Genomic DNA, 23,706 nt, shown 5'->3' with positions numbered 1-23,706 from the left:
TCCGCCGACAGCGCCGCGAGATCGGCCAACTGGCCCACCTTGATCTGGCCCTTCTTGCCCTGCTCGCTGGAGAACCAGGCGCTGCCGTGGGTGAACAGCTGCAGCGCGGTCTCGCGGGAAAGGCCCTGGGGGTACAGCTCCATCCCGCCGACAGTGCGGCCGCTGACCAGCCAGTAGAGCGAGGTCCAGGGGTTGTAGCTGGACACCCGGGTGGCGTCGGTGCCGGCGCCCACCGGCACGCCTTCGGCCAACATGCGCTGGATCGGCGGGGTCTGCTCGGCGGCCTTGGCGCCGTAGCGGTCGACGAAGTACTCGCCCTGGAAGGCCATGCGGTCCTGGATGGCGATGCCGCCGCCGAGGGCGCGAACGCGCTCGATGTTCTTCGGCGAGATGGTTTCGGCATGGTCGAAGAACCAGGGCAGGCCGTTGAACGGGATGTCGCGGTTGACCTTCTCGAACACGTCCAGCATGCGCGAGATGGATTCGTCGTAGGTGGCGTGCAGGCGGAAGGGCCAGCGCTGCTCCACCAGGTGACGCACCACCGGCTCCAGTTCCTGCTCCATGGTCTGCGGCAGGTCCGGGCGCGGTTCGAGGAAGTCCTCGAAGTCGGCGGCGGAGAACACCAGCATCTCGCCGGCGCCGTTGTGGCGCAGGAAGTCGTCGCCCTGGCCGGGCTTGACCAACTTGCTCCAGGCCTGGAAGTCGGCCAGCTCTTCCTTGGGCTTCTGGGTGAACAGGTTGTAGGCGATGCGCACGCTGAGCTGGCCCTGCTTGGCCAGTTCCTCGATCACCTGGTAGTCGTCCGGGTAGTTCTGGTAGCCGCCGCCGGCATCGATGGCGCTGGTGAGGCCCAGGCGATTGAGCTCGCGCATGAACTGGCGAGTGGAGTTGACCTGGTACTCCAGCGGCAGCTTCGGCCCCTTGCTCAGCGTCGAGTAGAGGATCATCGCGTTGGGCCGGGCGACCAGCATGCCGGTGGGCTCGCCATTGGCGTCGCGCTGGATCTCGCCGCCGGGCGGATTGGGGGTGTCCTTGGTGTAGCCGACCACCTTGAGTGCGGCGCGGTTGAGCAGGGCGCGGTCGTAGAGGTGGAGGACGAACACCGGAGTGTCCGGCGCGGCCTTGTTGAGCTCGTCCAGCGTGGGCATGCGTTTCTCGGCGAACTGGAACTCGTTCCAGCCGCCGACCACCCGCACCCACTGCGGCGAGGGTGTGCGCTCGGCCTGCGCCTTGAGCATGCGCAGGGCGTCGGCCAGGGAGGGCACGCCTTCCCAGCGTAGCTCCAGGTTGTAGTTGAGGCCGCCGCGGATCAGGTGCAGATGGGAGTCGTTGAGGCCGGGGATGACGGTGCGCTGCTTGAGGTCGATGACCTGGGTGGCGTCACCGCGCAGGGCCATGGCCTCGGCATCAGTGCCAACGGCGAGGAATTTGCCGTCCTTGATCGCCACGGCGCTGGCGGTGGGCTTCTCGCGGTCGACCGTGTGCAGACGGCCATTGAATAGGATCAGATCGGCGCTCATGGCACTCCCCTTGGGGTTGGTAGGTGATAGGCCGGCAGCAGCGGCAAAAGGTAAGGCGGACCATAGGGCGCCTGTCACACCGAGCACGGAGCTGCTGGCGAGGAACTTACGGCGCCCAGGGTTGGTGTCATCATGGTTCATGGATTGCTCCCTTTCTCAGCGCGAGTTCAGCCAGGCGGAGAACAGCCTCGTGACCTTGGGCATGAACAGGTACACAACCATTACAACGATGCTCAGGGTGATCAGCACGTTGCTCGGAACATAGCCGCCTAGCCAGGGCAGCCGGGCGAACACTGGTTGCCACAGTAGCGGCACCAACAGGCTCAGGGGCAGGATCACCAAGAAGGTGATGCAAGCCTGCTTCCAGCGCGGTGGTTGCGGCGCAGAACTCGGGGTGAACCAAAACTCGCGGCTGGCCTCGGTTTCGGTCTGGTCGCCTTCGACTAGCAGTGGCGCCACCTCGTCGATCAGGTGCCGCCGCTCGCTGGAGTCCAGCCAGCACTGCAGCTCACGAGTACCGACGAAGCGCAGCACGCAGACGAACCGCTCCGTATCGCGCATCACGTTCACCCCCAGATGACCCGGGTAGGTACTGGCGATGCGGGTGGTACGCCGCAGCCATTGCTCGTAGGCAGCTTCCTGCCCCGCTTTGACCCGGTGCCGCACGATCAATGTAACTACGTCGAGCTCGTCCATTAGAAAGTCCTGTGGTAGTCCACGCCTCAATAGAGCCTGATCGCCCTGCCCAGTGGACCGGCAACGCGCCGACCGAGAGCAATGGCACCCGGCCCAGAGATCGCCAGGGTTATGAAGATGATCAGCAGCAGCCAGCCGAACTGACCCTCTGCCAGGCTCCACTGCGGGTGCACCAGCAGCAGCGACACCAGCAGCAGCACCAGAATCGGCAGGCAGGCCAGGCGAGTGAACACGCCTAGCAGGATCAGCAGCGGGCATAGCACCTCGGCGAATATGGCCAGGCACAGCGTCAGCCCCGCCCCCAGTCCCAGGGGGTCCTCGATCCGTTGCAGCTCCTCGCTGAACTGCAGCAATTTGGGCATGCCATGCACCTGCAGCAACAGCAACGAGCCACTGCTCCTGAGGAACAGCAGGGCCCAGTCAACGGGATGGTGCATGCTCGTGGCTCCGTCGAACGTTCGAGGAAAGCGCCGCACGGCGGACGTGCGGCACCGACGCTTAGTGGCCTTCGGAGGCGTTGAACATGGTCTTGGCGTAGATCAGCCCCAGGCCGTAGGCCCCACCGTGTTCGATGGATGTCTTCACCGTCTGCTCGTAGGTCTCGCCGCGCGCCCAGTCACGCTGCAGTTCCAGCAGGTACTGCAACGAGGTCATGGGCCGGGCGCCGAGCTGGATCATGCGCTGCATGGCCATCTCGTGGGCTTCATCGGAGACATCACCGCAGGCATCGGCGATCACGTACACCTCAAAACCTTGGTCGAGGGCCGACAGCGCCGGGCCGACGATGCACACCGAGGTCCACAGGCCGGCCAGGACGATCTTCTGCTTGCCCGCCGCGTTCACCTCGACGGCGATACGCTCGTCTTCCCAGGTATTCATGCTCGTCCGGTCGATGACGTTGTAGTCGGGGAAGACCGCTTTGATCTCATCGAAGATCGGCCCGGAGAAGCTCTTTTCCGCAACGGTGGTGAGGATGGTCGATACCGCGAACTCCTTGGCGGCCTTGGCCACCAGCGCGGCGTTGTTGCGCAGGGTAACGGCATCGATCGACTTGGTGGCGAAAGACATCTGCGACTGGTGATCGATCATGATCAGGGTGTGATTGGTCGGGTCGAGCAGGGTCTTGCCTGGAGCTGCTTTGGCGATTGCCATGGTGGTTTCCTCGTGGTTTAAGCGGGTGGTGTATGTGAGTGTCACCGGACTACGCGTTAAACGACCGGCGTCTGATGGACGGAACGAGAGCGACACTGCACCGCCAAGCTCAGCCCGAGCTCAGATTTAGGCACCGTCGCGGCGTGGTATTGGGGCTCATGTGTGCAGCCCCCGATTGGTCCGTATCGGGTGGCTTACTGCAGGTGCTTCTTCAGCTCCACCCCGGCCTGCAACATGGCCGACTGCGTAGCGTTGATATGCGCCAGCGGGTTGAGCAGGCCGAAGTCGTGAATCATTCCGTTGTAACGAGTAGCGGTCACCGCGACGCCGGCCGCGTCGAGCCGGCGCGCGTAGGCTTCGCCCTCGTCGCGCAACACGTCGAACTCGGCCGTCTGAATCAGAGCGGGCGGCAGCCCCTGGAGTTGCTCAAGCGAAGCGCGCAACGGCGAGGCATGGATCTGCGCGCGCTGCTTATCGTCGGTGGTGTAGTTGTTCCAGAACCACTTCATCAGCGGTTTGGTCAAGAAGTGACCTTGGGCGAACTGGTTATAGGAGGGAGTTTCCAGGTTGGCGTCCGTGACCGGCCACAGCAGCGCCTGGAAACGGATCTGCGGGGTTCCCTGCTCCTTGGCCATCAGGCTGACCACCGCCGCCATGTTGCCTCCCACGCTATTGCCAGCAACCGCCAACCGGGAGGAATCGACACCAATCTCGTCACCATGCGTGGCTACCCATTGGGTTGCGGCATAGGCCTGATTTATCGCTGTCGGGTATTGCGCCTCCGGAGAGCGGGTGTAGTCGACGTAGACAGCCACCGCCCCGGAATTGACCACCAAATCGCGAATCAGACGCGCATGGGTTGGGTAATCACCCAGCACCCAGCCTCCACCATGGAAGAACATGAACACTGGCAACACGCCCCCAGCGCCATCAGGGCGAACGATAGTCAGCTTGATCGACTGACCGCCCGCCTGGATGGTCTTTTCCTCGGTGCGGGTTCCGGAGAAGTCGACCTTGACTGAGGCCTGCGCGCCCACCAGAACGGAGCGTGCTTCCTGTGCGGTCATCTGCTCAAGCGGCTTGCCGCCAGCTGCCTCCAGGGCGTCGAGAAACCTTTTCGTGTCCTGTTCCACTCCCGGACTGACGGCGGCAAAGGCAACACCGCCAGCCAGGCCAAGTACAGCGGCAATAAGGCTTTTCTGCAGATTCATGCTGCATGTCCCCTGATGGATTGAGTGAGGTGCCGCCCTGAGAGCGGCGCCTGATGACTGACACCGCAGGTAGCCCGATGGCGTCCGGTCAATGGCGTCTGGTCGTTAGTTTTGGCCTTGCCTGGCGACTAGGCGAGTTAATGGTTGTTAATCCTCGCTGCTTCGCCGATTAGTTGTCCGTTTGGCAACACACCGTTGCACCAAAGGAAAAGTCCTTGCAAAATTTCTGAAAACTAGCGGCACGGACCTATGCCCCTTCACCCGTCAAAGACGAGGATTCGCGCATGGATTTGGACGGAGTTGCCGCCGTGGTTGAACCGGCTCCAGTCGGAGGAAACGACCAGCAGGTGCAATCGCTCTTTGCCACTGATCGAGTGGCCCGAATTGGAAACCTCCAGATTCTCCCGCACAAGCGCTTGGTGCGGGCCAACGGCCTTCCCCTGCATCTGGGCAGTCGTGCTTTGGATATCCTCCTGGTACTGCTGGAGCACGCCGGCAATGTGGTCAGTAAGGAGCAACTAATCGCTCGGGTGTGGCCTCGCAGCGTGGTGGAAGACATCAACCTGCGGGTGCATATCGCCGCCCTGCGCAAGGCACTTGGTGAGGATCGAGACGGCCGGCGCTATATCGCCACCATCCCCCTGCGCGGCTACAGCCTGGTCGCATCGGTCTCCTGGCACGCGCCTGCAGACTCGCACAATGCGCACACGCACAATCTCCCCCGCCGGCTGAACCCCGTGATCGGTCGCGGAAAAATGGTCGACAGTTTGGCCCGGAAGATACGTCAGCAGCGGTTCGTCACCCTGGTGGGCCCAGGAGGCATTGGCAAGACCACTTTGGCGCTGCACGTCGCTGAACGGCTGCTGGCAAACTACCCGCAGGGCGTCCGACTACTCGACCTGGCCCCGCTCGACAAGGCTGCGCAACTACCTCAAACCCTTGCTGCGGCGTTCGACCTGACCCTGCAGGGCGATGAGCCGATAGGCGAACTGGCCCATTACTTGCGCGATAGGCAGATCCTGCTAATTCTGGACAACTGCGAACACTTGGTTGAATCGGTGGCCGGGTTGGCAGAAACCCTGCTCAAGGCGGCCCCGCTCATCGACATCCTGGCCACCAGCCGTGAGGTCCTGCGTGCCGAAGGCGAACATGTTCAACGCGTGGGGCCACTTACCTGTCCACCACCCGCGCCGGCTATGGCTATGTCCCAGGCGCTTGGCTTCCCGGCACTACAGCTGCTGGTGGAGCGGGCAATCGCCAACGAGGGCCGGTTTGAACTGACGGAGAGTGAATTGCCGGCGGCCGCCGAGCTGTGTCGTCGACTGGACGGTATACCCCTGGCGATCGAAATGGCCGCTGCGCAGATTGGCGCCTTGGGCGTGGCCGAAGTGCTGTCGCAATTGGCCGACAGCTTTCGTCTGCTCAACAGAGGGCGGCGCACTGCCCCCGCTCGCCAGCAGACACTTCGCGCCACGCTCGACTGGAGCTATGAGCTGCTGCCGGCGTTAGAAAAGGCCAGCCTGCGTCGGCTCAGCGTATTCCCTGCAAGCTTCTCCCTGGACGCCGCAGCTGCCCTGATTGGAACCGACGAACCAATGGTCCGACCGTGCCTCACGATTAGCCAACTGGTGGCCAAATCACTGGTGAGTACAGAGGTGACCGACGAACAGGTGCATTACCGACTGCTGGATACGACTCGCACATACGCGCTCGAGAAGCTGCGTGAAGCAGCAGAGGAGCAGCAAGTACGCCGGCGTCACGCACAGTACTGCCTGACACTGATGAACCAGGCTCAGCGGGAGTGGGAAGTCACCCCTACCCAGCACTGGATCAAGCGCTTCGCACCGCGCGTGGACGATCTGCGCGCCGCGCTCGACTGGGGTTTCTCGGCGCAAGGCGATGAAGAGGTCGCCATTCGCCTCACCGCCTGCTCGACGCCGCTCTGGCAGGAGTTGTCGCTGCTCAAGGAGCACGGCCACTATGCGGCCACGGCCCTCGCCATGCTGCAAGCCTGCGACCAGCCCTGCCCGACACTCCAGATGACGCTCACGCTGGTGCTGGGCAGCATCTGGTACCACACCCGCGGCGGTACCCCGGAGACGATCGATGCCTTCGTCAACGCGGGGCGACTGGCCGAGCGCTGCCAAAACGTGGCCGGGCAGCTCAAGGCCACTTCGGGACTAATGGCAGTCAACCTGAGCCGCGCCGACTATACAGCGGCGCTGGAGCAGACTCGGCACTTCGACCGACTTTGCCGGTGTGACGCCCCTGAACTGTCGCTCAGCTTGCAGCGCATGGGCGGCCTGGCCCAGCACTTCGCCGGCAATCAGCTGCAGGCCAGACAGTATGCCGACTACGCGCTGACGAATATTGCCTGTAACCCGCCAGCCGGCCATTTCACTAACGGCTTCGGCGTACAGTACGACCAAAAGGTCGCCGCACTGACCCTGCTGGCCCGCGTCCTCTGGCTGCAAGGCTTCCCGGAGCAAGCGTGGCACCATGCGATGCAGGCGCTAGACCTGGCCCAGCGCATTGAGCACGGCACCTCGCTCTGTTACACGCTGGCGCTGTCGGCCTGGGCGATCGCCCGCTACAACGGCCATGTCGTAGCCAGCCGCGAGCTGCTCACGTTGCTGCTGGAGCAGACCCGCAAGCTGTCCATGAATATGTTCCACGGCTGGGCCCAGCACTACGAACGCGAAACCCTGACGCCGGGGGCGCCCCCCGGGAGCGAACCCGCCCTACCAGGCGAAGGGATGATCAAGGACATCATGGCCACCCTGAACCCGGCCTATGTCGATGACGCGCTGCTTGCTCGCGCGCAATCCGGCCAGGCCGGGTGGGTCACCGCGGAAGTGCTCCGCGCCGGGGCCGTGGACCTGCTGGCCCGCGAGACTCCCGAATTGAATCGCGCGGAGTCGCTCCTAGGGGAGGCGCTGACCATCGCCCGTCACCAAGGCGCCCTGGCCTGGGAGCTGCGTGCGGCCTGCAGCCTCGCACGGCTGTGGCAGCAACAAGGCCGCCAGCAGGAAGCCCACGCGCTGCTCAAGCAGGTGTATGGCCGCTTCACCGAGGGTTTTGCCACCCCGGACCTGCTCAGCGCCCGGCAACTGCTCGACGAATGCTCGGCCTAGCTTGCCGCTTCCGCCTGAGTCTGCGCTCAGGGCAGTTTTTTTAGCCCTGGATCACTCGCATGTTCCTGTGCTGGGCATAACGCTGCTGGCCCTGCCGATACTCGTCAGCGGCCCTGAGCTTCTCTAGCGCATAGGCACGCGAGGTGTTCAGCAGGCGGTAATGCACCACGGAATCGATCAGTTCCACCGACAGCCAGGATTTGGCCACCAGTTGCGTAATAGCCTCGAACACCTGCGCTTCGTCGATTGCCCTGCAGGCGGTGAGCCTGACCGCCTTGTCCAGTGAGAGCGCCACCTTGAACACCGCTAATCGGTGCAGCACGGTTTGCTCCAGCGGACTCAACAGGGCATGGCTCCAATCCAGCACCGCCCGCAGCGACTGGTGGCGGGGCGCTGCCGTCCTTCGCCCATGAGTCAGCAGCTGCAGACAGTGCTCCAGCTGCCCCAGCAGACCATGCAGTCCCAGCACCTCGATCTGCGCGGCGGCCAACTCGATCGCCAGTGGCATGCCATCCAGCCGACGACAGATCTCCGCGACCACGGCGACATCCTGGGCGCGCAGGACAAAACCGGGGAGGTATGCTGCCACCCGGGTGACGAACAGGCGCACGGCCGAATAGGTTAGCGCCATCTCGCTGGGCAACGACGTCGCGGGCGCGGGGATGGTCAGCGCCTCCAACCGTTGCACACACTCGCCCTCCGTCAGCAGTGGCTCGCGGCTGGTCGCCAGAATGGCCAGGCGCGGGGCGCTCATGAGCAGGCCCACAGCCAGCGCGGCGCAGCTATCGATCAGGTGCTCGCAGTTGTCGAGCACCAACAGCATGTGGCGATGAAGCAAGTAGTAGTCCAGGCCACACAAGGCGCCCTCGCCGGGCAGCGCAAGGCCCAGGGTGCTGGCGACCTTGGCTGCGACCAGCGCCGGGTCGGCCAGGGTGCTGAGGTCGATGAAGTAGACGCCGTCCTCGTAGTGCGGCAACACCAGTTCGGCCACTCGCAGGGCGATGGTCGTCTTGCCCATCCCCCCCGGCCCGACCAGCGTCATCAGACGCCGCGCTGGCATCTTGCGCACCAGATCGTCGACGATGGCATCCCGCCCGATGATCGGCGACAAGCGCCCGGGCAGATTGTGCAGTATCTCGCCGGACGGCCCGGCCGGGACGATTTCGGCGGCTTCGTTCAGCTGCACGTCGGCGACGAAGCTGTAGCCACGCTGCGGGATGTTGGCGATGTAGCGCTGACCACCCTTGCCGTCGGACAGGGCGCGGCGCAAGGCGGCGATATGCACCCGCAGGTTGATCTCCTCGACCACCGTCGTCGGCCACACCCGCGCCAGGATGGTTTCCTTACTGACCACGCTGCCGGCGTGTTCGAGCAGCAGGTGGAGGATTTCCAGGGCCCGGCTGCCCACCCGTAGCGGTCTCTCGCCGTGCAGGATCAGCCGGCGCTGCACGTAGTAGCGGAAAGGGCCGAATTTCAACACCACATCGGCACGGATCGTTCTGAGTTCGTTCACGCAATCACAGGCGCAGAAACACCCAGCCAGGTTCACCGCAGCCAACTACAGGCAATGCAATCTCCCGCCCGAGGTCGAGCACCTCTCCAAATCGAGGCTTCACGCATAGCATGTCAGTCATTCACGACCGGACAACCTCGACACGGAGACGAAGACAGCCAAACAAAGGCGCTATACGGACATCGTTTGCCTAGCTGAACTGGCGCCGGTATTGCGCGGGCGTGAGCCCAAGCTTGTTGCTGAACAGCTCGCGCATCTGCCGCACACTGCCGAAACCACTGCGATAGGCCACCGTCTTCAGCGGGATATCGGTGGCTTCCAGCAGGTTCCGGGCACGATCAATACGCGCGCGCTGGACGAACTCCATGGGCGTCATATTCACATCGCGGATAAACACCCGGGAGAAATGACGCGAACTCATGGCCGCAAGGCCGGCCAATCGCTCGACACTGAAGTCCTCGGTCACATTGTCCAGAACGTAGTTCTGCACTTTGGCGATGGGCGAATCCTCCTTGGCCACAGCGGCAACCAGAGGACTGAACTGCATCTGCCCGCCCTGACGCTTCATCACCACCAGCAGTACTTTGGCAACCGCCAGCGCAATCTCCTTCCCGTGATCTTCAGCCACGATGGACAGTGCCAGATCGATCCCGGTGGTGACTCCACCGGAGGTGATCAGGTTTCCGTCTCTCACGAACACTTGGTCCGTTTCGACTTCGGCCTTGGGGAAGCGTTTAGCCAGCCTTTCGGTGTAGTTCCAATGTGTTGTGACGCGACGACCATCGAGCAGTTCAGCCTGCCCCAGGATGAAGGCGCCAGTACAGATGGAGGCCAGGCACCTGACCTGGGGGGCCACGGTGCGCAACCAGCCCTGCAGTCGCGGGAACACCTGGTTGTATGCACCCGGACCGCCCGGCACCAGTAATACGTCGTAGGTCCCGGGCGCATGTTCAATGTGCGTGTCAGCAGTGAGCGCTATCCCATTGGAGGCGCGCACACGCAGCTCATCCGAGCCAATCGTCGTTATCTCGTAGCAATCCGCCGGATCGAGGAAACGATTAGCGATAGAGAACACCTCTACCGGCCCGGCTACATCGAGCAGAAGAAGGTCTTGAAACAACACAACTGCGACGCTTTTCATGGACTACAACCAACGGGGATACAAAAGGACGTAGCTTGCGCCCGGGGCCGTGGATCGATCAACCAAGCTCGGGCTCTCTGCACACAAAGGCGACCAGGGCGATGACCGGCTACACGCCCCCACAAGCATGACCGCAGGCCAGCCAGCTGCCTCGTAGAGTGGACCGGCCAGCGCGGAACCGATGGCGCCGCCGATGAAGATGCTGATCATGTACAGCGCATGACGCCGAGCGCGGCTGGCCGGATCGAGCGCGTACACCGCGCGCTGGCCTAGCACCATGTTCATCTGCACGGCGAAATCCAGCAGGATTCCGGTGAGGGCAAGTCCCGCCGCGCTGGCATCGGGGCCGGTCCATTCAATCAACAAAGCATCCGAGGCGATTGCCATCGAGATCAAAGACATCTTGCGCGCATGCCCGGCGTCGAGTAGCGCTCAGCCACTGGTCCAGCTAGGGCGCGGATATCCTCCACCAAAGGTGAAAAGCGCAATTTGGGTCTGCGACAAACCATGGTGCCGAGCTAGTGCGATTGGTACCACGGTCCAGAACAAGCTGAAGCTGGCGAAGATCAATCACTGGTAGTAGGCCCGTTGGCGCGGCGCTGGTTGCTTGCGCATCGAGGTCAGCAGTGAATCGCCTGTAATCTCGTAGACATTTTCGAACGGCCGCGAAGGGGCCGATGCCGCCGTTACCGAATGGCAGCTCTTGGCCCAGGCTGTGTAAAAACGCAGCGGGTGATGGATAGCTGGATATTGAAGGTTCTAGCAGCCTCCAGCGGCCCCGTGGGCGCTTGGCGTGTCGATCCGAGGCATTCAGCTGATTCGGGCAAGTGCGGCTTCCACGATGCTGTGCGTCGAGTTCTGTGGGCAGCCAACGGGGTTTCAGGTCTTCATTGCCGCCATCAGCGCGCTATTGCCCAACAGGTTCAGCACCCGTTTGAAGTTGTAGACGAGCACATGCAGGCTCATTTCCGTGCTCACCCGCTCGAGCGTTCGGGTGAGGAAATGGGTGGCGCCCATCCAGGCCTTCAACGTGCCGAACGGATGCTCCACCGTCTGGCGGCGGATGCGCATCATCTCCGGTGCCTGATCCAGGCGGGACTGCATCGCGTCGAGCACCGACTCATGTTCCCAGCGACTCACCCGCCGCTGTGCGCTCGGTGTGCACTGATCTTTCAACGCACAACCTTGGCAATGCGAACTCCAGTAACGGTGCAGCTTTAGCCCTTTCTCAACCGTCGAAAAACGCCAGATCAGGCGTTCTCCGGCTGGGCAGCGGTACTCGTTGTGGGCCGCGTCGTAGATGAAATCATCGCGGCCCAAGCAACCCGCTGCGGCGGCGGCCGAGCTCTTGGCCTTGGGTACGAAGGCGGTGATGCCCGCCTCGTGGCAGGCGAGGATTTCCTCGCTCTTGAAGTACCCCCGGTCGGCGACCACCGAGAGTGACTCCACGCCCATGGCTTCGCGCGCTTGCTTGGCCATGGCACTCAATTGATCACGGTCGACGCCGTCGTTGGTGACTTCGTGCGTCACGATCAGATGATGTTTGGTGTCGACCGCGGCCTGGACGTTGTAACCAACCAGGCCGGTGCCGCGCGTCATCATCGAGCGGGCATCGGGATCGGTCAGGGAGATCTGTTTGTCCGGTGCGGCCTCAAGCCGGCCCTCGATATCCCGAAGTTCCTGCATCTTGGTTTTCAGGGCGGCGATCTTGCTGTGCAGACGTTCGGCCTTGGCCTGTGCCACCGCAGGCTCCTGGCGGTCGGCAGTGTCGAGCGCAGTCAGGTAGCGGCTGATGCTGGACTCGATCTCCTCCATCCGACGTTGCAGCTTGGCACTGGTGAAGTTGCGGTCGCGATTGTTGACCGCCTTGAACTTGCTGCCGTCGATGGCTACCAGCGCTTCGGAAAACAAACCGAGCTGCTGGCACAGCACCACGAACTGCCGGCAGACCCGACGAATTGCCGTGCCGTTGTCCTTGCGGAAGTTGGCGAAGGTCTTGAAGTCCGGCATCAGGCGGCCGGTCAGCCACATCAGCTCGACATTGCGTTGGGCCTCGCGTTCGAGGCGACGGCTGGACTGGATGCGGTTGAGGTAACCGTAGATGTAGATCTTCAGGAGATCGGCAGGATGGTAGGCCGGTCTGCCCGTTTCCGCCGGGACCACCCCTTCGAAACCTAGTCGGCCAAGGTCGAGTTCATCGACGAACACATCGACTACCCGCACCGGGTTGGTGTCCGCCACGTAATCATCCAGGCTCTCGGGCAGCAGTGTGCTTTGGCCTCGACACTCGCCCTGGATGAAACGCTTCATTGACCGCTCCTGCGATGAAACTTGCCGGCAGCATTGCAAGGATGCCAGCCACGTTTTTAAACAGCCTGGGCCAGAAGCGGCCGGTCACACATAGCCCAAACCGAATCAAGAAGTGCAGTGGATACATGCAGGAATGATCAAGTCGGCTGGATGCGCCGCATCAAAGCGGCAGTGCTGCGCGGCCAACTCGCGCGGCCGAACCACGCACCACCGGCTATCGTGGCAGTGATGACGAGGCCATACACCACGAACGCCACGCCCTGAGCAACGAATACGTGCATCAGGTTGCCGCCCCAGCGCAAGGCAAGCCAGCCTCCAAGGCCAGCCACAACCAGACGTGCGAGGTTGCCAATCACAGGCCAGAACAGACGCCCCGCGCCTTGCGATGCGAAATGCAACACCTGTCCCAGGCCGAAGAAGCCGTACAACGGACCGACCACTTGCAGGTATTGGGCGCCAGCCTCAAGCATTGCCGGCTCATTGCCAAACAACATTAGCCAGGGGCGCGGGAAGATTGCCGCTGCCAAACCGATCGTTTCGGTGATCGCAAAGGTTATCGCGGCGCCAACCCACGCGGCCTTGAGGGCGCGTGCTCTGTCACCGGCACCGATACAGGTACTGACCATGGCCAGCAGCGGTGCGCCAAAGCCGAATGCCAGCGGCACCAGCAAGTATTCAAGACGTGCGGCGGTGCCGTAGCCAGCAATCGCGTCCGGGCCGAATTGCCCCGACAGCGCCGTCGCGATGCCGATTGACAGGTTAGTGGCCACCGTTGCAATCAGGCCGACCAGGCCAATCCACAGGATGTCGCGAAACAGAGGCCAGCGAAGCCGTACGCTCATCAGCTTCGGCTTGAGTAGGCTGCGCGGCGTGCGCAGGTACATCCAGAGCACGACCGTACCGCCGAGGTAGTACAGGAGCAGGGCCGCCGCGCCACCGGCAATGCCCATGCCGGGTACCGGCCCCCAGCCGAAGATGAGCAAGGGTGACAGCGGGATAAGCACTACAGCACCTGCGACCGTCACATTGGCGGGCACTGCCATGTTGCCGGTGCCCCGGATTACCGCAGACAGCACGTTGAACAGCCACACCAGCACGGAACCTGCAAATACCCAGTGCGAGTAGACCAACGCTGCCTCCAGCGACGCCCCGGTGCCCCCCATCTGCGCATACAACCACCGCCCCCCCAGTAGGAGTGTCACCGTGAATGCAAGGCCGAAACCGAGCGCAATGACCATCGCGTGCAACACCAGAGCATCGGCATCTTCCCGGCGTTGCGCGCCAAGGGCTCGCGCGATCGACGAGGCGATGCCACCTCCTATCGCACCAGCGGAGCTCATCTGCATCAGCATGACAATCGGAAATACCAGCGCCATTGCGGCCAGCGCGTCGCTGCCAAGCTTGCCGACGAAATAGGTTTCGATGAGGCCAACAGAGGCCTGGACGATCATTACCAATACGTTGGGAGCCGCCAATCGCAAGACGGTCGGCACGATGGGCGCTTCCAATAGGAGACGCGTGCGCGGATCAATGGCAGTCATGGTTGTCCCTGTGGGTTTTATTGTTGGGGCTGACCTCCATTGGATTGGTAGTAATGCAATGAGTAAAATGAATCCTTGAAATTTCACATATGCAAAGTATGCATATCGATATCCGCCTCAGCCCAGCAATGACTTAAAACCGTGCCTAGGCTGAGCCGCTCAGGGGAGCTGAACCGCACAGCTCTTCACCTGTTCGCGCAACCACTGCAAACCCGGATCGGCATCGAACCGCGAGTGCCAGTACGCCACCAGCTCGGGCGCCGGGAAGTCGACTGGCGGCTCGTGGCAACTGAGACCGAAGGTTGCAGCGAACGCCTCGGCGATGGGCCCCGGGAGGTTGCAGATGTAGCCGGTCTGCGAGGCGATCACCGGCATCGCCATGAAGTTCTGCACCAGTACGCCAATGCGCCGCGCCAACCCTTGGGCCTGTAGCGTCTGGTCGATAATGTTGCCATCCCGTTGATGCATTTCGATCATCACCTGCGGCCTTTCCAGGTAGAGGTCGAGCGGGAAGCGCCCAGGCGGAAGGCCTTCACGCTGCCAGATCAGGGTGAGCAACGAAACGGTGGTGATTGGCTCATGGCGCAGGCCTGCGCCAAGCGTCATCGGCGTGCTGATGACCAGGTCGATCTCGCCGCTTTCCAGCAGCGCTGAAACCCTACTGCTCGGCGGCAGCGGCACCACCTCGATCATCACCCCTGGTGCCTCCCGCGCGATGTGCTGGATCAGGCGCGGCAGGATCAGGAACTCGACGAAGTCGCCGGAGGCGATGCGGAACTTGCGCTGCACCGCTGCCGGCACGAAGGGCGCAGAACCTTGCAGAACGTCGTCCAGACGGGACAGCGCGTCGCGCACCGGACCGATCAGTTCGGCCGCGCGTGCCGTCGGCACCAGGCCGCCGCGCCCGATCACGAACAGCTCGTCGCCAAGACGCTCACGCAAGCGGCGCAGCGCATGGCTAACAGCCGATTGGCTGAGCGACAGGCGCTCGCTGGCGCGGGTGACGTTCTGGGTTTCCCACAGAGTGGCAAAGACCACCAGCAGGTTCAGGTCGAGGGTTCTGGTATTAATATTGTGCATTCCTCGAATGCTACATATTCACTTCCTTCATCGCAAAGGCTTTGTTGTAGTGGTTCCACAGTTCCACTGCGCGAGAGCCCCACCATGAACAACAAGAAACCCCTGCAGATGGGTTGGTTCATTCCAACCATTGGCGATACCACTACCTTCAGCGATCCGAGCAAAAGCATTCCCCAGTCCCTCGAGCATTTCGAGCGGGTAGCCGTCGCCGCCGAACAGGCCGGGTTCGATTACGTGCTGGTCCCAGTTACGCCCTTCTGCTGGGATGCCTGGGTGACCGCCTCGTTCGTGATCGCCCGTACCCAGAAGCTCAAAGCCCTTGTGGCGGTGAAGCCCGGCTTCATCCACCCGGTCGCCCAGGCCAAGATGTTCGCCACCTTCGATCAACTGTCCAAGGGGCGCATCTACATCAACCTGATTGCCGGCCTCAGCGAGAAAGACGCCTACGCCGAGGGCCAGATCGCTTCCAAGGAAGGGCGCTACGAACAGCTGGAGGAAGAAGTCGAGCTGATGAAGCGCCTGTGGATCGAGGAAGGCGTGGAATACGAAGGCAAGTACCACCAGGCACACGGCCCGAAAGTCATACCAGCCCCCTTCCAGCAACCGCACCCGCCGTTCTTCCTCGGCGGTGGTTCGGAGCATGCAGCAGAAATTTCTGCCAAGCACTCCGCCGTACACCTGTTCTGGGGCGACTACCCGGAGCGCATCGGCGAACAGATCAAGGAAATGCGCGAACGCGCCGCCAAGTACGGCCGCGGCGAAGATATCGAGTTCGCCATGCGCCTGCAGATCATCTGCCGGGAAACCGAAGAGGAAGCCTGGGCCGCGGCCGATACGCTGGTCAACGGCGCTGATCCGGCCTGGACCGAACAGGTCAAGACCATGATGGCCGAGTCCGTTGCCAACCAACGGATGAAAGAGCTCTCCAAAACCGTCGGCCGCAAGATGACTCCGCACCTGTGGACCGGTATCACCGAAGTGCGCCCCGGTGCCGGTATTGCTGTGGTGGGCAACCCGCAGCAGGTCGCCGACCAGTTGCTGGCGTTCGTCGATGCCGGTTGCAGCGGTTTCTGCCTTTCCGGCTACCCACACCACGAAGAAGCCGAGCGCTTCGGCCGTCTGGTCATGCCGCTGCTCAACCGCTGAGCCACTCCGATCCAACAACAATCAGCCGCCGCCGGCCCGTCCGGTGGCGGTGGAGTACCCGTCGATGAACACTTCCCCCTTCGACCCCAAGCAATTCCGCCAGGCGCTCGGCGCCTTCACCACCGGCGTGACCATCGTCACCACCCGAGGTCCGGACGGCCAGGACTATGGGCTGACCGCCAACAGCTTCAACTCGGTGTCGATCGACCCGCCGATGGTGTTGTGGAGCATCAACAAGGATTCCTCGTCGGCACACGCCTTCACCGAAGGTTCGCACTTCGCCGTGCACATCCTGGCGACCGATCAGGAGCCACTGTCCAACCGCTTCGCCAAAAGCGGCGCTGACAAGTTCACCGGTCTCGACCTGCAACGCGGCCCCAGCGAAATTCCGCTGCTGGATGGCTGCTCGGCGCGCTTCCAGTGCAAGACCACCTATCAGTACGAGGGTGGTGACCACATCATCCTGGTCGGTGAAGTGCTGGCGTTCGACCGCTTCGACAAAGCGCCGCTGGTGTTCCACAGCGGCGGCTACCGACGCCTGGTGCCACCAGCCCCACGTGGCCAGGAAAGCGTGATCTACGGCGAAAACTGGCTGGGCTTTCTGCTCGGTCGCGCCTATTACCAACTGCAACTGCCGATTCGCCAGCAACTGAAGGCTATGGGCATGCAGGACAGCGACTTCGAGCTGCTCGGCATCCTCAGCTTCAGCGAAGGGCGGACCCTGGACGAGCTGCGCCAACTGTTCGAATTCACCGGCAAGGCGCTGGCCCCGGAGCAACTGGCCACCTGGCTGCACAACGACCTGCTGACCCTGCACGAACAGCGCGTGCTGTTCACCGACAAGGGCCGTCAGTTGGCGATCCAGTGGCTGGCCTTCGCCAAGGCCGCCGAGATGAGTGCCCTGGAAGCGCTGTCCTACGACGAAGCGCAGCAACTCAAGCTGCTGATCGGCCGCGTCATCCAGCACACCGGTGCCGAGCTGCCGGCGCACTGGCGCAAGGAAAACATCTGGCAGGACAACAACCTCTGGCAGCAGGCCGACGCCATCCCGGCGGCGCGCTAACGCAGCACCGCGGCGGCGGCCTGCCCGCCGCGCGGCCTCGATTACAAAAACAAGCCATTGAGGTGAACTGCCGATGTCCAGCACCACGACTATCCAGGCTCCGGTCACGACCAGCTCGGCGCCCTACCTGCCGAGCCGCGGCCAGGCCAACTACGCCCTTGGCGTACTGCTGCTCGCCTACGTCTTCTCGATCATGGACCGCCAGGTGCTCAGCCTGCTGGTCGGGCCGATCCAGCAATCGCTGCACGTCAACGACACCTGGATGGGCATGCTCCATGGCTTCACCTTCGCCGCCTTCTACTCCTTGGCCGGCCTGCCGATCGCCCGCCTGATCGACCGCGGCAACCGCCGAATGATCATCGCTACCGGCATCGGCCTGTGGTGCCTGGCCACGGCCGCCAGCGGCCTGGCCACGGAATTCTGGCACCTGCTGCTGGCACGCGTCGGTGTGGCGGTCGGCGAGGCGGTGCTGCTGCCGGGTGCCGTGTCGCTGATCAGCGACCTGTTCGTGCCGGAGAAACGCGGCCGCGCCCTCGGCGTGTTTGGCGCCGGCGGCCCGGTCGGCGTTGGCGGCGGTCTACTCGCCACCGGCCTGGTACTCGGCTACTTCAGCGCCCATCCACTGACTCTGCCCTTGCTCGGCACCCTGGCGCCCTGGCAGACCACGCTGATGTCGATCGGCCTGCCGGGCCTGTTCATTCTGCTGCTGATGTTCGGCGTGCCAGAGCCGCGACTGAATCGCGCCGGGCGGATTACCCCGGCTTCTGCCCCGCCGGCGGTGCCGCTGGGCGAAGTGCTGGCTTTCCTGCGCACAAATCGGCGCACCTTCGTCGCCATCGTGGTCGGTATGGGCTGCTACAACGCCGCGGTGTATGGCGGCGGCGCCTGGGTACCCAGCTACCTGGTCCGCGAGTTCGGTTGGAGTTACGCCAAGGCCGGCACTGTCATGGGGCTGATCATGTGCGTCAGCTCGCCGCTCGGTGTGCTCGGCGCCAGCTGGTTGGGTGAATACTGGCGCCGCCGCGGCGTGACCAATGGCAACCTGCGCGTCGCGATCATCGCCAGCATCGTCCTGCCGCTGTGCGCCACGCCGCTACTGCTGGCGCCCAGCGCCCCTCTGGCGCTGCCGTGCCTGGCCCTCACCGCTGCCCTCTGGGTCTGCCTGTTCGGCGTCGGCCCGGCGTTGATCGTCGAAATAGCGCCTACACCGATGCGCGGACAGTTCATCGCCCTGTTCACCGGCCTGCTCAATCTGCTCGGTGTTGGCATCGGCCCGGTCGCGGTGGGTGTGATCACCGACTACCTGCTGGTCGACCCCGCCGCCATTCGCTACTCGATCCTGATCGTCACGCTGATCGCCTGCGCCCTGGCGTGCCCGCTGCTGCTTCTCGCCCGGCACAGCTTCCGCAAAACCAGCCAGCAGGCCCGCGACTGGCAGCCCGCCGCAGCGGCTGCGGCATAACCCTTCCAACTACGAGAACGCTCATGAACACCATCCAAGGCAGCTGCCTGTGCGGCGCCATCCACTACTCCACCCCCCTCGCCCCGCTGACCACCGCTGTCTGCCATTGCAGCGACTGCCAGAAACAGTCCGGCAGCGCCTTCTCGGTCAACCTGCTGGTGCCGGCTGAAGGCTTCCTGGTCGAGGGCGCGAGCCTCGGCTGCTACGCCAAGTCCGGCGGTAGCGGCCTACCGGTCAAGCGTTACTTCTGCACCTGCTGTGGCTCGGCGTTGTACTCCGAAATCGCCGCGATGCCCGGCGTGTTCGCAGTCAAGGCCGGCACCCTGGCCGATGCTGCGATCGCCACGCCCAACCTGCACCTGTGGTGCGCCTCGGCGCAGCCCTGGGTGGCCATCGACCGCAGCCTGCCGTGCTTCGAGCACGCGGCAACCGAGTGAAAACAGCGACCCGGCTAACGGCCTGCCGCAGCCGGGCGAGCACGAGATACCCACGATGATCAAAGACGCGCACTGCGCCGGCCCCGTCAGCGTCCCCCGGCAACTGCTGGGCCGCGTGCAAACCCTCTGCCCCGGAGTGATGGTCAGCCTGGCGATCGCCATGGCCTCGGCTTTCATTGCCGATCATTACGGCGGGCCCACGCTCCTCTACGCCTTGCTTTTCGGTATGGCTTGCCATTTTCTGAGCGAGGACAGCCGCTGCCTTCCGGGCATAGAGTTCACCTCACGGACGATTCTGCGCATAGGTGTAGCCCTGCTGGGGGCGCGTATTACGCTGGAACAGATCGGTTCGCTGGGTTTGGAAACGGTTCTGGCCGCAGTGTGTGCAGTCACTGCGACCATTTTTGTCGGCTGGGTAAGTGCTCGCCTGCTGAACCTGCGTGCCGACTTCGGCGTGCTAACCGGTGGCGCCGTCGCCATTTGTGGCGCTTCGGCGGCCCTGGCGATTTCCGCCGTGCTGCCCAAGCATGAGAACAGCGAGCGCGATACGTTGCTGACAGTGGTGGGTGTCACCGGACTCTCGACCGTGGCGATGATCACTTATCCAATCATCAGCAAACTGCTGGGTCTGTCGCCTGAACACACCGGGATCTTTCTGGGTGGCACCATTCATGACGTGGCGCAGGTGGTCGGTGCCGGCTACATGATTTCTCCGGCCACCGGCGATATCGCCACAGTTGTGAAGCTGCTGCGAGTGGCACTCCTTGTGCCCGCCGTCGTAGTGATTGCCTGGTTGTTTCGCCGACAGCAGAGCACGCAAGCGGACAGCGGGCGGCGGATACCTCTAATCCCAGGATTCCTGGTGGCTTTCATCTGCCTGGTCGCGGTCAACAGCAGTGGCTTTCTGCCCCCCTCATTGGCCGGCGCAATGAGTGAAACGTCGCGTGGATGCCTGGTGATCGCCATCGCCGCCCTAGGGTTGAAAACTTCGCTGCAAAAACTCGCTTCAGTTGGCTGGCGCCCGATCGCCTTACTGGTGGGCGAGACGCTGTTCCTCGCAGCACTGATGATTGGCCTGCTTTACCTGGGTCGATGAATTGACCCAGCCCTGCACTTGATTCTTCGGCAGTACCCACAACCCCCCCAACCGATCGTGACTCTGTTGCGCTCGCGCAGGTGTGCATTCCCAAGCGGTTCCAAAACTTGAGAGCGACTACATGAAAACAACAAAAATACTTGTGCAAACCGGCGCCCTGGCGTTTTCGCTTTTGGCCACGGCCGTTATGGCCAAGGTCTCTCCCGAGGAGGCCGCACAGCTGGGCAATACGCTGACGCCAATAGGGGGACTCAAAGCCGCGAACGCCGACGGCAGTATTCCGGCCTGGACCGGAGGCCTGCCAACAACGGCGGGCACTGTGGACAGCAAAGGATTTTTGAGTGACCCGTTTGCCAACGAAAAACCCTTGTTCGTCATCACGGCAGCCACCGCCGAAAAGTACAAGGACAAGCTGTCTGCAGGCCAATTGGCGATGTTCAAGCGTTACCCGGACAGCTACAAAATCCCGGTCTACCCCACACATCGCACCGCTGCGGTGCCAACAGACATCTACTCGGTCATCAAGGCCAGCGCGGTAAAGACTGAAGAAGTTGATGGCGGTAACGGCCTGACCGGTTTTTCCGATACCCGTTACTACGCTTTCCCTGTGCCCAAAAATGGCATCGAAGTGCTCTGGAACCACCTGACTCGCTATCGGGGCGGCAACCTCAACCGCTTGGCAACCCGCGTCCAACCGCAAGCTGACGGGTCTTTCAGCATGGTCCAACTGGAAGACGAGATCTCCTACCCGCGTGAACTGCCTGACCTGGACAAGAGCAAAGCCGAAAACATCCTGTTTTACTTCATCCAGCGAGTGACAGGGCCGGCCCGCCTGGCCGGTAACGTGTTGTTGATCCACGAAACCATCGACCAGGTCAAGGAACCCCGTGACGCTTGGCTCTATAACGCCGGACAGCGCCGCGTGCGCCGTGCGCCACAGGTTTCCTATGACGGCCCAGCTACTGCCGCCGATGGCCTGGCCACGACGGACAACTACGACATGTTCAACGGCGCACCTGACCGGTACACCTGGGAACTTGTCGGGAAAAAGGAACTGTACATCCCTTACAACAGTTACAAGCTCGACTCACCGAACCTCAAGTACGCCGACATCCTCAAGGCCGGGCATATCAATCAGGACCTGACCCGCTACGAACTGCACCGTGTCTGGGAGGTGGTGGCCAAGGTCAAGCCAGGCCAACGTCACATCTACGCGACACGACACATGTACTTCGATGAGGACACCTGGCAACTGGCAGAAGTGGACCATTACGACGGGCGCGGCCAACTGTGGCGCGTGGGTGAAGGGCATGCCCAGCAGTACTACCACAAGCAAGTGCCTGGCTATACCGCTGAAGCCCTCTATGACCTGCAGTCCGGCCGCTATTCGGTACTGGGCTTGAAAAACGAAGAAAATCGCAGCATTGAATTCGGCGCCGTAGCTTCGGCGAACAATTACACCCCGGCCGCGTTACGCCAGGCGGGCGTCCGTTAGTTTACTAATCTACGTTGCACTGGGTGTTGTTTTTGGCGGCTATCCAGCCGCCTTTTTTCTTTTAATGGTGACCTTGCTGAACCTGCCGGAGATGTCGCAGCTGCACGCGTCGGTCCAGAAACTGTTCCGCCTGCCGGACAGCACCCGCGTCTTTGTCGGCCATGACTACAAGGCGCCGGGGCGCGACGAGTACCAGTGCGAGACCACGATCGGTGTTCAACGACGGCACAACCTGCATATCCGTGAAGGCATTTCCGAGGACGATTTTGTCTGCCTGCGCAATGCGCGCGATATCAACCTCAACATGCCCGCGCTGATGCTGCCGGCGATCCAGACGAACATACGGGCCGGGCATTTCCCCGCAGCAGAAAGCAATGGCGTGAGCTATCTGAAGATCCCTTTGGACGTCTTTTAAATCATCATTCAGGCTTCGGTACTCGCTGCGCTGAACAGGTTTCTTACCTGAGCGCCCCGTCGAACAAGCGCGGTTAATTGCCAACTCCTGCTTTGGGTTGTGGACTCAACCGGTCGACAGCAGCCCTTCGTGACCGGCCGCTATCGGCCGATTCTGTTGAAAAAGTAGCTGTACGCCCATGCCACCGGCAGAGGATATGCGAGCAGGCGGCATGATGGGACAGGTACCGGGAGGACAGGCGCGCCTGTTCTACTCGTTCAATCTGGAAGAGCACGTCCCGCCCCAACACCTCCTGCGCAGCATTGACCAGTGCCTGGACCTCAGTGATCTGCGCCCACCTGGCCGACTTCTACAGCCTCATCGGGCGACCCTCGATTGATCCGGAGTTGATGGTGCGCATGCTGGTGGTCGGCTACTGCTACGGCATCCGTTCCGAGCGACGGTTGTGCGAAGAGGTGCACCTGAACCTGGCCTATCGCTGGTTCTGCCGGCTGGGCCTGGAGGATGAAGTGCCCAATCACTCGACCTTCTCGAAGAATCGCCACGGCCGCTTTCGTGACAGCGGCCTGTTCCGCTGGTTGTTCAATGAGGTGCTGCGGCGCTGCATGGCGGCCGGCCTGGTCAAGGGTGAAGGCTTCGCCGTCGACGCCAGCATCATCAAGGCGGATGCCAGCCGGCAACGTGGGGTGGCGGGCGATGAGGTCGACTGGCGCGATCCGGCGCTCAGCACCCGCGCCGTGCGCGAGTACCTCGAAGCCCTCGATGAGGAAGCGCTGGCCGAAGCCCTGCCCAAGAAGATTTCGCTCACCGATCCGCAGGCACGGTGGACCGCCGCGCCAGGTGGCCCGGCCTTCTTTGCCTACGCTACCAACTACTTGATCGACACCGAGCACGGCGTGATCCTGGATGTGGAAGCCACCCCGGCGCATCGGACTGCCGAGGTCGAGTCGACCAAAACGATGGTGGAGCGCGTCGAAGCGCAGTTCGACCTCACGCCAGAACGCCTCATCGGCGATACCGCCTATGGCACAGCTCCAATGCTGGCCTGGATGGTCGAGGAGAAGGACATCGAGCCGCATGTGCCGGTGTGGGACAAGACCGAGCGCAAGGACGACAGCCTCTCCAGTAACGACTTCCACTGGAATCAGGAGGCCAACGAATACCGCTGCCCAGCCGGCAAACCGCTACGCAGTGAATGGCGCGCCTTCACCCAACCAAGATCGCGGGTGACCAAGGCCAACACCATCATCTACCGCTCCAGCCAAGCCGACTGCGCCACCTGCCCACTGAAAGC

General features: G+C 62.7%; 18 protein-coding genes and 2 pseudogenes. 9 read left to right on the top strand and 11 right to left on the bottom strand.

What is annotated here, in order from left to right:
- From E8F12_RS10930 to E8F12_RS10910, 5 genes are all read right to left on the bottom strand, one after another.
- Positions 1-1,520 (bottom strand): amidohydrolase (locus E8F12_RS10930; RefSeq protein WP_280325257.1); only part of this gene is annotated, 1,520 nt, incomplete at its 3' end.
- 156 nt (positions 1,521-1,676) lie between these two features.
- Positions 1,677-2,216: an antibiotic biosynthesis monooxygenase gene (locus tag E8F12_RS10925; RefSeq protein WP_280325256.1), complete on the bottom strand. Its 540-nt coding sequence runs from the start codon at positions 2,214-2,216 to the stop codon at positions 1,677-1,679.
- A gap of 26 nt (positions 2,217-2,242) precedes the next feature.
- Positions 2,243-2,653 carry a DoxX family protein gene (locus E8F12_RS10920; protein WP_280325255.1) on the bottom strand — a complete coding sequence of 137 codons (411 nt, stop codon included), beginning with the start codon at positions 2,651-2,653 and terminating at the stop codon, positions 2,243-2,245.
- A gap of 61 nt (positions 2,654-2,714) precedes the next feature.
- Entirely contained in the window at positions 2,715-3,368 is a 654-nt protein-coding gene (locus E8F12_RS10915) for a hydrolase (protein ID WP_280325254.1), read from the bottom strand.
- A gap of 194 nt (positions 3,369-3,562) precedes the next feature.
- Entirely contained in the window at positions 3,563-4,579 is a 1,017-nt protein-coding gene (locus tag E8F12_RS10910) for an alpha/beta hydrolase (RefSeq protein ID WP_280325253.1), read from the bottom strand.
- Positions 4,580-4,863: 284 nt separating this feature from the next.
- On the opposite strand from E8F12_RS10910, the gene E8F12_RS10905 reads away from it, so the two are divergent.
- On the top strand, positions 4,864-7,713 hold the full coding sequence (locus E8F12_RS10905; RefSeq protein WP_280325252.1) for a winged helix-turn-helix domain-containing protein: 2,850 nt from the start codon (positions 4,864-4,866) through the stop codon (positions 7,711-7,713).
- A gap of 40 nt (positions 7,714-7,753) precedes the next feature.
- On the opposite strand, the gene E8F12_RS10900 is transcribed toward E8F12_RS10905, so the two are convergent.
- The 6 genes from E8F12_RS10900 to E8F12_RS10875 all read right to left on the bottom strand — a co-directional run bounded on the left by E8F12_RS10900 (position 7,754) and on the right by E8F12_RS10875 (position 15,298).
- Entirely contained in the window at positions 7,754-9,226 is a 1,473-nt protein-coding gene (locus tag E8F12_RS10900; RefSeq protein WP_280325251.1) for a winged helix-turn-helix domain-containing protein, read from the bottom strand.
- A gap of 190 nt (positions 9,227-9,416) precedes the next feature.
- Positions 9,417-10,367 carry a GlxA family transcriptional regulator gene (locus tag E8F12_RS10895; RefSeq protein ID WP_280325250.1) on the bottom strand — a complete coding sequence of 317 codons (951 nt, stop codon included), beginning with the start codon at positions 10,365-10,367 and terminating at the stop codon, positions 9,417-9,419.
- Between the two features lie 3 nt (positions 10,368-10,370).
- Positions 10,371-10,769 (bottom strand): hypothetical protein, encoded by a 399-nt coding sequence (locus tag E8F12_RS10890; protein WP_280325249.1) that lies wholly within the window; start codon positions 10,767-10,769, stop codon positions 10,371-10,373.
- Between the two features lie 477 nt (positions 10,770-11,246).
- Positions 11,247-12,677 carry an IS1182 family transposase gene (locus E8F12_RS10885; protein ID WP_280325248.1) on the bottom strand — a complete coding sequence of 477 codons (1,431 nt, stop codon included), beginning with the start codon at positions 12,675-12,677 and terminating at the stop codon, positions 11,247-11,249.
- Positions 12,678-12,814: 137 nt separating this feature from the next.
- On the bottom strand, positions 12,815-14,218 hold the full coding sequence (locus E8F12_RS10880) for an MATE family efflux transporter (RefSeq protein ID WP_280325247.1): 1,404 nt from the start codon (positions 14,216-14,218) through the stop codon (positions 12,815-12,817).
- 159 nt (positions 14,219-14,377) lie between these two features.
- On the bottom strand, positions 14,378-15,298 hold the full coding sequence (locus E8F12_RS10875; protein ID WP_280325246.1) for a LysR family transcriptional regulator: 921 nt from the start codon (positions 15,296-15,298) through the stop codon (positions 14,378-14,380).
- An 84-nt stretch (positions 15,299-15,382) separates the two neighbouring features.
- Here E8F12_RS10875 and E8F12_RS10870 point away from each other — a divergent pair, with 84 nt between their 5' ends.
- From E8F12_RS10870 to E8F12_RS10835, 8 genes and pseudogenes are all read left to right on the top strand, one after another.
- On the top strand, positions 15,383-16,444 hold the full coding sequence (locus E8F12_RS10870; RefSeq protein WP_280325245.1) for an LLM class flavin-dependent oxidoreductase: 1,062 nt from the start codon (positions 15,383-15,385) through the stop codon (positions 16,442-16,444).
- A 64-nt stretch (positions 16,445-16,508) separates the two neighbouring features.
- Positions 16,509-17,507, top strand: coding sequence for a flavin reductase family protein (locus E8F12_RS10865; protein ID WP_280325244.1), 999 nt, complete (start codon positions 16,509-16,511; stop codon positions 17,505-17,507).
- A 73-nt stretch (positions 17,508-17,580) separates the two neighbouring features.
- Complete coding sequence (locus tag E8F12_RS10860) at positions 17,581-18,969, top strand: MFS transporter (RefSeq protein ID WP_280325243.1); 1,389 nt, start codon at positions 17,581-17,583, stop codon at positions 18,967-18,969.
- A 23-nt stretch (positions 18,970-18,992) separates the two neighbouring features.
- The gene (locus E8F12_RS10855) at positions 18,993-19,406 is read left to right on the top strand and encodes a GFA family protein (RefSeq protein ID WP_280325242.1); all 414 of its coding nucleotides are present in this window, start codon (positions 18,993-18,995) and stop codon (positions 19,404-19,406) included.
- Positions 19,407-19,461: 55 nt separating this feature from the next.
- Positions 19,462-20,502 carry a YeiH family protein gene (locus E8F12_RS10850; protein WP_280325241.1) on the top strand — a complete coding sequence of 347 codons (1,041 nt, stop codon included), beginning with the start codon at positions 19,462-19,464 and terminating at the stop codon, positions 20,500-20,502.
- A 121-nt stretch (positions 20,503-20,623) separates the two neighbouring features.
- On the top strand, positions 20,624-21,997 hold the full coding sequence (locus E8F12_RS10845; RefSeq protein ID WP_280325240.1) for a DUF1329 domain-containing protein: 1,374 nt from the start codon (positions 20,624-20,626) through the stop codon (positions 21,995-21,997).
- A 97-nt stretch (positions 21,998-22,094) separates the two neighbouring features.
- A pseudogene (locus E8F12_RS10840) lies at positions 22,095-22,412 on the top strand (MBL fold metallo-hydrolase); the annotation flags it as partial.
- 211 nt (positions 22,413-22,623) lie between these two features.
- A pseudogene (locus tag E8F12_RS10835) lies at positions 22,624-23,706 on the top strand (IS1182 family transposase); the annotation flags it as partial.

The sequence above is a fragment of the Pseudomonas sp. BN102 genome (assembly GCF_029871245.1).
In the GTDB taxonomy this organism is placed as follows: Bacteria; Pseudomonadota; Gammaproteobacteria; order Pseudomonadales; family Pseudomonadaceae; genus Metapseudomonas.
Note: the sequence above shows the minus strand (reverse complement) of the source record. Positions and strands in the feature narration are given on the sequence as shown.

Bases quoted from the DNA above. Each gene is read 5' to 3' on its own strand.
- E8F12_RS10885 (WP_280325248.1), bottom strand. From the start codon at position 12,677: ATGAAGCGTTTCATCCAGGGCGAGTGTCGAGGCCAAAGCACACTGCTG.
- E8F12_RS10920 (WP_280325255.1), bottom strand. From the start codon at position 2,653: ATGCACCATCCCGTTGACTGGGCCCTGCTGTTCCTCAGGAGCAGTGGC.
- E8F12_RS10890 (WP_280325249.1), bottom strand. From the start codon at position 10,769: ATGTCTTTGATCTCGATGGCAATCGCCTCGGATGCTTTGTTGATTGAA.
- E8F12_RS10880 (WP_280325247.1), bottom strand. From the start codon at position 14,218: ATGACTGCCATTGATCCGCGCACGCGTCTCCTATTGGAAGCGCCCATC.
- E8F12_RS10855 (WP_280325242.1), top strand. From the start codon at position 18,993: ATGAACACCATCCAAGGCAGCTGCCTGTGCGGCGCCATCCACTACTCC.
- E8F12_RS10870 (WP_280325245.1), top strand. From the start codon at position 15,383: ATGAACAACAAGAAACCCCTGCAGATGGGTTGGTTCATTCCAACCATT.
- E8F12_RS10910 (WP_280325253.1), bottom strand. From the start codon at position 4,579: ATGAATCTGCAGAAAAGCCTTATTGCCGCTGTACTTGGCCTGGCTGGC.
- E8F12_RS10860 (WP_280325243.1), top strand. From the start codon at position 17,581: ATGTCCAGCACCACGACTATCCAGGCTCCGGTCACGACCAGCTCGGCG.
- E8F12_RS10915 (WP_280325254.1), bottom strand. From the start codon at position 3,368: ATGGCAATCGCCAAAGCAGCTCCAGGCAAGACCCTGCTCGACCCGACC.
- E8F12_RS10865 (WP_280325244.1), top strand. From the start codon at position 16,509: ATGAACACTTCCCCCTTCGACCCCAAGCAATTCCGCCAGGCGCTCGGC.
- E8F12_RS10875 (WP_280325246.1), bottom strand. From the start codon at position 15,298: ATGCACAATATTAATACCAGAACCCTCGACCTGAACCTGCTGGTGGTC.
- E8F12_RS10895 (WP_280325250.1), bottom strand. From the start codon at position 10,367: ATGAAAAGCGTCGCAGTTGTGTTGTTTCAAGACCTTCTTCTGCTCGAT.
- E8F12_RS10925 (WP_280325256.1), bottom strand. From the start codon at position 2,216: ATGGACGAGCTCGACGTAGTTACATTGATCGTGCGGCACCGGGTCAAA.
- E8F12_RS10905 (WP_280325252.1), top strand. From the start codon at position 4,864: ATGGATTTGGACGGAGTTGCCGCCGTGGTTGAACCGGCTCCAGTCGGA.
- E8F12_RS10845 (WP_280325240.1), top strand. From the start codon at position 20,624: ATGAAAACAACAAAAATACTTGTGCAAACCGGCGCCCTGGCGTTTTCG.
- E8F12_RS10850 (WP_280325241.1), top strand. From the start codon at position 19,462: ATGATCAAAGACGCGCACTGCGCCGGCCCCGTCAGCGTCCCCCGGCAA.